The organism is Streptomyces sp. NPDC058375 (assembly GCF_042723425.1).
Taxonomy (GTDB): Bacteria; Actinomycetota; Actinomycetes; order Streptomycetales; family Streptomycetaceae; genus Streptomyces; species Streptomyces durocortorensis.
On the sequence record NZ_JBHXJG010000304.1, the window covers coordinates 1 to 7806 of the forward strand.

At 72.6% G+C, this 7806-nt stretch carries 8 protein-coding genes; 4 read left to right on the plus strand and 4 right to left on the minus strand.

The window, feature by feature from the left end; all coding sequences use genetic code 11:
* Positions 1-13: 13 nt before the first annotated feature.
* Positions 14-859, minus strand: coding sequence for a VanZ family protein (locus ACFWM7_RS31460; protein ID WP_383267120.1), 846 nt, complete (start codon positions 857-859; stop codon positions 14-16).
* 99 nt (positions 860-958) lie between these two features.
* Here ACFWM7_RS31460 and ACFWM7_RS31465 point away from each other — a divergent pair, with 99 nt between their 5' ends.
* Complete coding sequence (locus tag ACFWM7_RS31465) at positions 959-1459, plus strand: tetratricopeptide repeat protein (RefSeq protein ID WP_383267123.1); 501 nt, start codon at positions 959-961, stop codon at positions 1457-1459.
* A 164-nt stretch (positions 1460-1623) separates the two neighbouring features.
* Positions 1624-2307: a YoaK family protein gene (locus ACFWM7_RS31470; RefSeq protein ID WP_383267135.1), complete on the plus strand. Its 684-nt coding sequence runs from the start codon at positions 1624-1626 to the stop codon at positions 2305-2307.
* Positions 2308-2530: 223 nt separating this feature from the next.
* Here ACFWM7_RS31470 and ACFWM7_RS31475 read toward each other — a convergent pair whose 3' ends face one another.
* Both ACFWM7_RS31475 and rpmG read right to left on the minus strand, forming a co-directional pair.
* Positions 2531-2791: a type B 50S ribosomal protein L31 gene (locus ACFWM7_RS31475; protein ID WP_383267125.1), complete on the minus strand. Its 261-nt coding sequence runs from the start codon at positions 2789-2791 to the stop codon at positions 2531-2533.
* Between the two features lie 64 nt (positions 2792-2855).
* A complete protein-coding gene (rpmG, locus tag ACFWM7_RS31480; RefSeq protein ID WP_356569724.1) occupies positions 2856-3020 on the minus strand; it encodes a 50S ribosomal protein L33 in 165 nt (54 codons plus the stop codon).
* Positions 3021-3331: 311 nt separating this feature from the next.
* Here rpmG and ACFWM7_RS31485 point away from each other — a divergent pair, with 311 nt between their 5' ends.
* Positions 3332-4762 carry a PP2C family protein-serine/threonine phosphatase gene (locus tag ACFWM7_RS31485; RefSeq protein WP_383267127.1) on the plus strand — a complete coding sequence of 477 codons (1431 nt, stop codon included), beginning with the start codon at positions 3332-3334 and terminating at the stop codon, positions 4760-4762.
* A gap of 93 nt (positions 4763-4855) precedes the next feature.
* Here ACFWM7_RS31485 and ACFWM7_RS31490 read toward each other — a convergent pair whose 3' ends face one another.
* Positions 4856-6343 (minus strand): hypothetical protein, encoded by a 1488-nt coding sequence (locus ACFWM7_RS31490; protein WP_383267130.1) that lies wholly within the window; start codon positions 6341-6343, stop codon positions 4856-4858.
* A 231-nt stretch (positions 6344-6574) separates the two neighbouring features.
* On the opposite strand from ACFWM7_RS31490, the gene ACFWM7_RS31495 reads away from it, so the two are divergent.
* A complete protein-coding gene (locus tag ACFWM7_RS31495; protein ID WP_383267133.1) occupies positions 6575-7711 on the plus strand; it encodes an aminoglycoside phosphotransferase family protein in 1137 nt (378 codons plus the stop codon).
* Positions 7712-7806 lie beyond the last annotated feature (95 nt).

Consider the following 7806-nt stretch of genomic DNA (forward strand, 5'->3'; position numbering starts at 1 on the left):
ACGGGCGCCCGGCTCAGCGCCTGCGGACGCGGTCGAGCAGGGAGCGGACGCCGCCGGACCCGGTGGCGCGGCCGCCGTCGTCCGGGCCGCCGTTCTTCGCGCTGCGCTTCCCCGCCGGGGCCGTGGCCGAGGGCTTCGTCAGCGCCGCCTGTCCGTCCTTGGTACGGGCGGGCGTCTTGCGGGTGCCTGTCCTGCCGGCGCCGGTCTTGTCGACGGCCGTCCTGCGGGTAGCCGTCTTGCCGGTGGCCGTCCTGCCGGTGGCCGTCTTGCCGGTGGCCGTCCTGCCGGTGCCCTTCTTCGGGCTCGGCTTCCGCTTCGGGGTGGGCTTCGGCTCGGCCGCCGGCTCTTCCTGCCGGTCGGAGGTGCCGGGAGCGTCGGCGTAGACGTAGTAGCGGTGGCTGATCCGGCGGCCCAGCAGGAAGTACCCGAGCAGCGCGCCCGTCGTGTTGAGGATGACGTCGTCGATGTCGAAGGCGCGCCCCTGGACCAGGGCCCCCTGGATCAACTCGACGACGGCCATGGCGACGGCCGCCAGCAGCGTCGTCCGGATCATCCGCAGGCGACGGGGCACGAAGAACGGCAGCAGGAGTCCGAACGGCACACCGAGCAGCACGTTTCCGCCCGCCTGCTTGCACGCGGCGAGGAAGGTGTACTCCTCGGCGTACTGGCGCAGCGAGCGCCCGGGGCGGAGGTTCGAGGTGACGAGGTCCTCGGAGGCCGGTGAAGGGGTGAGCGTCACCTTGGCCAGCAGGACGGAGAACGCCACCAGACCCGCCAGCGCCGCCGCCAGCACCAGCCCGCGTACCAGCACCCGCACCCATGCCCCCTGGCGTACAGGGGGATTCGCCTCTGCTGTCATGGCCGACAGATGCCCCCGCCCGGCCGGAACACACGCCCCGGCCCGGCGTGGAGCGAAAAACTCGTCCGGCCGTCCGCGCCCGCCTGCGACGATGTGCGCATGAGCGCTGACAAGAAGAAGGACCTGCTGGACGAGACCGACCGGTTGCGTGAGGAAGGCCGGCCCGAGGAGGCGCGGACCCGGCTTCTCGCCCTGACCGCCGAGTACCCGGGCGACGCGGAGGTGGCCTACCGGACGGCGTGTATCCACGACGTGCTGGGCCTGGAGTCGGAGGCGGTGCCGTACTACGAGCGCGCTCTGGCCGATCCGGAGCTCGCCGCGGAGGACCGGCGCGGGGCGCTGCTGGGGCTGGGCAGTACCTACCGGGTCCTCGGCCGGTTCGGGCAGGCGGTGGAGACGCTGCGCCGGGGCGTCGAGGAGTTCCCTGACCACGGCGCGCTGCGGACGTTCCTGGCGATGGCCCTGTTCAACACCGACGAGCACCACGAGGCGATGCGACTGTTGCTGGAGTTGACGGCGACGACCAGCCAGGACCCGTCCGTACAGCAGTACCGGCGGGCGATCGAGCACTACGCGAAGGACCTCCACGAGACGGTGTGACCCGGGCGGGGCCGGGGGCGGTCGTCCGCGGCGCGCCGCAGCGCGGGCGACGCGCCGGTCGGGGTGCGGCGGGTGCCGAGAATGCTCAGGTGTCCACCGCTCCCCCGGCGCCCCCGCCGCCCCCGCCTTCCTCGTCCTCGTCCCGGCCGTCCCGGGGCGGTGCTGTGCCGTGGCGCGGCGAGGGGGAGCTGCTTCTCCTGTCGGCGGCTTCCGGGGCGGCGGACGCGTTCGTCTTCCTCTGCGTGGGACAGGTCTTCGCCGGGGTGATGACCGGGAATCTGGTGCTGCTGGGGGCTTCGGCCGCCGGTGCGGGCGAGGACGGGGTGGCGCTGAAGGTGGCGGTCGCCCTGGGCGCGTACTTCTGCGGGGTGGCGGTGGGCGCGCGGCTGACCGGACGGCGTGAGGCCCCGGTTCCGGTGCTGCTGGGGGTGGAGGTCGTCCTGCTGGGGGCGGCGGCCGTGCTGTGGGGGCTGGAGCTGGTCACGTCGTACGGGGACCGGCTCGGGCTGCTGGCGCTGGTGGCGGTGGCGATGGGCGTCCAGGGGCGCGTACGGGTGACGCCGACGAACTACTTCACCGGGACGCTGACCTCGCTCGCGGGCCGGGTGGCGTTGCGGGAGCTGCGCGGCGGGGACGGGTGGGTGCTGGGGCGGCTGGCCGCGGTGGTGGTGGGGGCGGCGGTCGCGGCGCTGGCGGAGCGGTGGTGGAGCCCCGGGGCGGCGTTGGGCGCGATGGCGATGGCTGGCGGTGCGCTGGTCCTGGAGACGGTCCCGGGGCGGGGCGGTCGGCTCCGGCCGGGCAAGGGGAAGCCCCGGCCGGATCGGGGGAATCCAGCCGGGGCGGCTTGAGTGCGGGCGTGAAGGGCGGTCGCCTCTCGGCGGAGGGCTCCATGGGGCTTCGGCGGTGCGATCTTCCCCATGGGCTACAGGTGAGGCCCGGGGACACTGTCCCCCTCACACCCACGTATAGATGAACGATAAACCATCCTGGGGTGTTCCCGGGAACCCGCCCCCGCGGATGTGATCCACGGCACGGGATTCCGGGCTCCCTCCCCGGCCAGGCCTCGTCCGGTCAGCTTCCGGACGTCTCGCCGGTGCCGTAGCGGCGCCGGAACTGCTCGACGCGGCCCGCCGTGTCGAGCACCTGACTGCCGCCGGTGTAGAACGGGTGGCTCGCCGACGAGGTCTCCACGTCGATGACGGGGTAGGTATTGCCGTCCTCCCACTGCACGCGCTCGCCGGAGTCGGCGGTCGAGCGGGTCAGGAAGGCGACGTCGGCCGCGCGGTCACGGAAGACCACGGGACGGGACTCGGGGTGGATACGGGACTTCATCGATGCGTTCCTTCCTCACCGCGAAGAGCGGTGGCGTACGGGGTGACGGGCCTCTTCCGGGCGGTCAGCGGACCTCGCGGAACAGGACGTGCCGACCGGCGGCGGAGTCGAACTTGCGGAGCTCCAGCCGGTCGGGGTTGTTGCGGCGGTTCTTGCGTGTCGCGTAGCTGCGGCCCGTTCCGGCGGTGGACCGGAGGGTGACGACGGGCCTGGTCTCGCTGCGTGCCATGGGCGCCTCCCGAAATCTCTGCCGACCCCACTCCCCGCATCGGGAATGGGATTCGTTTTCGTACTGGTGAGATAACGCGGGTCCACCTCCTGGCATTCCCGCCTCGTCATGCACCCCGAACGGGTCGGTCAACTCGCCCCACACGCAAGCCTGTTCGGATTGCCGCCCCTCCTGAGAGCCGCTGGCATATGCCGGAAGCAACTACGCATCGAGTGTTGCCAAATCCCTTACGGCCCGCCGGGGCCTGTGCGACAGTCGGTAGCGGTCCACCCTTCAGAACCGGCTAGGCCGCGCCTGTATCGGAGTACGAGATGCCGTCCCCCCTCTTCGCGGACCGCCCCGCACCCCAGCTTCCCGCGCATGACGCCGTCGACGACCTGATCCACCGGACGCGCCGACTGCGCGGTGATGTGGACGCCGTGCGGCGGGACGCCGTCGTGTTCGACGAGGACGACCCCCAGCTGCGCTGGCAGCGTGCTCTGTGCGAGCTGGCCGTGCACCACCTGGACAATCTCGACGAACACCTGGGGCAGCTCAGGGCGGGCCTGCCCGGCCCGCGTGCCGAGGAGTCCGCGCCCCAGGGCGACGGGGCGCCGGGCGGTCCGACGGCCGGTTCCCTGCTGAACCGGGTGGGCAGCGCCGAGTGGAACCTCCTCACCGACGAGTCCAGCTGGTCCGATGAGCTGTACGAGATCTTCGGCAGGCCGCCCGGCTCCACCCCCCTCTCCCTGGACGACCTGCCGTCCGTGCTGCTGCCCGAGGACCAGCCGCTGCTGACCGCCATGGTGACGGGCTGCCTCGTCGACGGCCGGCCGATGGACGGCGAGTTCCGCATCGTGCGCCCCGACGGCGGCACCCGGACGCTGCACATGACGGGCGAGCCGGTGCTCGACGCCGAGGGCTGCACCGCCTCCATGTGGGCGGTCCTGCGGGACGTCAGCGAGCTGCGCCGCAGCGAGCAGGCCGTGAGCAGGAGCCGCGCGTCGGTACGGCGCGAGGAGCACATCGAGCGCACCGAGCACCGCATGGCCGTGGAGCTCCAGGAGACCGTCCTGCCGCCGTGGCGCGGATCGCTGCGACTCCCGACCCGGGGTCCGGGCGCCCTGGACATCGCCGCGCACTACCTCCCCTCCGAGTCGAGCGGGCTCATCGGCGGCGACTGGTACGACGCGATGGAGCTGCCGGACGGGCGCACCCTGCTCACCGTCGGCGACCTCACCGGGCACGGCATCCCCGCCACCTCGGCGATGGCGATGATGCTGGGCGCCCTGCGCGGCATGGCCGTGGCCGGCATCGAGCCGGGCGCGCTGATGGGACACCTCAACCAGGTTCTGGAGGCGTCGATACAACCCGCGCTGGGCAGCGCCCTGTGCTGCCGCTTCGACCCCGAGACCTCCCTCCTTTCCTGGGCGCAGGCCGGACACCCCGCACCGCTGCTCTGCCGCGGCGGTTCGGGTCGGCTCCTGCCGCCGCCGGACGGCATGCTGCTGGGCGCCGCGCCCCAGGCCGTGTTCGAGCAGGACGAGGTACGGCTGTTCCCCGGCGACGTGCTCGTTCTGCACACCGACGGCCTGACCCCACGCGGCGACCGGGGTGCGGGCCCGGAGGCGCTGCTCGCCCTCGCCCCTCGGTTCGCAGAGGCCCGTACGGCACAGGAGTGCGTCCGGAGCGTCGTCGAGGAGTTCGGCGGGACCGAGCGGCTGGACGACGCGTGCGTGCTGGTCGCCCGCATCGGGGCGTGAGGGGGCGCGGGCGTACCGGGGCGTGAAGGTGCCCGGACCGTGCCCGGACGGATCAGGGCGTGAAGGAGTGCGGAGCGGCCCGGCGGGGCCGGGTCAGATCTGCGTGACCCTGGCCTTCTTCTGGCTCGGCATCGACAGCTCGATCTCCTCGCGCAGATCCTGGATCCCGGCGTATCCGGCGAACTGACCGGTGAGCCGGTACATCTCGCGAAGCCGGTCCCAGGTGCGGTGCGAGGAGGTCTCCCCCATCGACACCAGGGCGAGCCGGGCGTAACGGTCGGCCTGTTCGGGGTCGTTGGCGATGAAGCAGGCCGAGGCCAGGGAGATGTAGTCGAAGATCTTCGACCGCTGGCGGCCGTTGATCCGCAGCTCCAGCGCCTGCTTGGCGTGGCGCTGCGCGATGATCGCTGCTCCCGGGTCGTGCTCGGCCAGCGTGCGGAAGGCGAGCGCCTGCATGCCGTGCATGTCGGCCTCGTCGAACATCTGCATCCAACTGGGCGGCGGCACATCGCCCTTGTCCGAGACGAAGAGCTCCTCGGCCTCGCCGAGGGTCCGCCGCATGGCCTGGCCGCGGCCCATCGAGGCCTGTGCCCAGGCCTCGATGGTGCGCAGCATCGCCTGCGTACGGGGCAGGGTCTCGTCGCCGGAGCCGGATTTGGCGAGCTTCATCAGGTCGAGCGCGTCGTCGGGGCGGCCCAGGTGCACCATCTGGCGCGCCGCCCGGGAGAGCGCCTCGCCGGCGCGCGGCCGGTCGCCGCCCTCGCGGGCCGCGTGGGCCGCGATGACGAAATACTTCTGAGCGGTGGGTTCGAGGCCGACGTCGTGGGACATCCAGCCCGCCAGGACGGCGAGGTTGGCGGCGACGCCCCACAGGCGACGCTGGAGATGATCGGGGTGGCGGTAGGCGAGCATGCCGCCCACCTCGTTGAGCTGGCCCACGACCGCCTTGCGCTGGAGTCCGCCGCCCCGGGACGCGTCCCAGGCGCGGAAGACCTCGACCGAGTGCTCCAGTGCCTCGATCTCCTCGGAGCCCACGGGCGCGGCCTCGTACCGGTCGAGACCGGCGGGGTCGGCGTGCTGGGGAGCGTTGGCGTGTGGAGCGTCGGCCGCCGGAGCGGGGGCGCTGTGCAGCCAGTCGTACATGGGGCCGGCGATGGTTGAGCCGGCGGCGAGCGCGGCGCCCGCACCCACCAAGCCGCGTCGGTTGAGCATGAGGTCCATTCCCGTGAATTCGGTGAGGACCGCTGCCGTCCGTTCGGGCGCCCACGGCAGTTGATCGGGATTGTGTTCCGTCCCGGAGTCACGCCGTTTCCCCACACGCCCGCGTCGGCCGAACCCGAGGTCCTCGATGGTCACGACACGGCCGAGCCGCTCGGTGAACAGAGCTGCCAGCACTTCGGGCACGGGATCACGGGGGGACTCCCCCATGTCGATCCAGCGCCTGACACGCGAGGTGTCGGTGGCCAGCTGCGGGTGGCCCATGGCCGCCGCCTGCCGGTTCACCATTCTCGCGAGTTCGCCCTTGGACCAGCCGGCCAGGCCGAACAGGTCGCTCAGGCGGGTGTTGGGTTCTCCGGTCACTTCAAGCCCCCAGGTTCTCGGCTGACTTGACACTAACCCCCTGTCAGATGCGCTGTGACTATTCGCCAGGGTTCGCCAGGGTCCGCCAGATGGTCTGCCACCCGTGACCCGTTGTCAGGTAGGAGTGCGCCACCCCGCCCGGCAGCCCTAGGTACTCCCCAGGGTGCCGAACGGCCGTCGGCCGGGTTGGCGCACGTACCTTGTCGGCGCACGAAGGGATCTGTCTCGCCCATGTACACAGCATCGTCCTCCGTGTCCGCCCCGCCCCGTCCGCTCCGCCCGATGGGCGCGGGCGGCGGGCCCTACCTCGCTCCTCACGCCGGGGCGCCGGCGCAGGGTCCGGGCCGGGCCCGACGGGCCCCGGGGGCGGGCGCCGGACCGCTCAGCGGAAGGATCGACCTGTCCGGGCCGCAGGGCGCGCAGGTACGGATGGCCATCGCCTCCGTGCAGCGCATCTGCCCCGAGTTCAACCCGGTCCAGGTCCTGCGCCGCAGCGGCCGTTCGGTCCTGATCGTCGGAACCACCGGGCGGGCGACCGCCGTCGCGAAGTGCTTACTGGACCATTCGCCGGCGTGGACCGAGCGGTTCCGGCACGAAATAGCGGCGTACCGCGCGTTCGTCCGGCACCGGCCCCCGGTTCGGGTGCCCCGGCTGATCGCGGCGGATCCGGAGAACTGCACGCTGGTGATCGAGCGGATGCCCGGCCGGGTAGCCGCCCTCACCCGGCACCCGGCGGAGGCGCCGCCGCGGGCGGACATCAGCGCGGCGCTGGGCGCGATCGCCCGGGTGAACGCGTGGCGGCCGCCGCCCGGACTGTTCGAGGCGCCGCTCGACTACGCCTCGCGGATCTCCCGCTACCACGAGCTCGGTCTGTTCACCGACCGTGACCTCGGTGACCTGCAGAAGCTGTTGCACGGCCTGGCCCACGCGGGCGGCCGGCAGGGCATGGGCCAGTTCTGCCACGGGGACGCCCTGCTCTCCAACATCCTGCTGTCGCCGACCGGGCCTGTGCTCGTCGACTGGGAGCTCGCCGGCTGGTATCTCCCGGGGTACGACCTGGCGACGCTGTGGGCGGTGCTGGGCGACGCCCCGGTGGCGCGACGCCAGATCAGCCAGCTGGCCCAGGCCAGGGGCCCGGCCGCGCGGGACGCCTTCCTGGTGAACCTGATGCTGGTGCTGACCCGCGAGATCCGCAATTACGAGACGGCGGTGCAGCGCACCATGCGCGAGGCGCCCCCGGTGGGCGCGGGGCAGGACCGTCCCGGTGCGCTCTCCTCGGGCGAGGAGCAGCGACTGTTGCTGCGGAGGTTGCACGACGACTGCGCCATGGCGCGGAGGGCGGTGCGGGCGGCGGTCGGCACCCGCTGAGCAGGGACGACGGCAAGGACGACGACAGAAGACGGCAGGCGGGCCGACGGCCCGCCTGCCGAGAACCACAGTGACCAGACCACTGTGAAGAAGGA

Bases quoted from the DNA above. Each gene is read 5' to 3' on its own strand.
- ACFWM7_RS31460 (WP_383267120.1), bottom strand. From the start codon at position 859: ATGACAGCAGAGGCGAATCCCCCTGTACGCCAGGGGGCATGGGTGCGG.
- ACFWM7_RS31465 (WP_383267123.1), top strand. From the start codon at position 959: ATGAGCGCTGACAAGAAGAAGGACCTGCTGGACGAGACCGACCGGTTG.
- ACFWM7_RS31475 (WP_383267125.1), bottom strand. From the start codon at position 2,791: ATGAAGTCCCGTATCCACCCCGAGTCCCGTCCCGTGGTCTTCCGTGAC.
- rpmG (WP_356569724.1), bottom strand. From the start codon at position 3,020: ATGGCACGCAGCGAGACCAGGCCCGTCGTCACCCTCCGGTCCACCGCC.
- ACFWM7_RS31485 (WP_383267127.1), top strand. From the start codon at position 3,332: ATGCCGTCCCCCCTCTTCGCGGACCGCCCCGCACCCCAGCTTCCCGCG.
- ACFWM7_RS31495 (WP_383267133.1), top strand. From the start codon at position 6,575: ATGTACACAGCATCGTCCTCCGTGTCCGCCCCGCCCCGTCCGCTCCGC.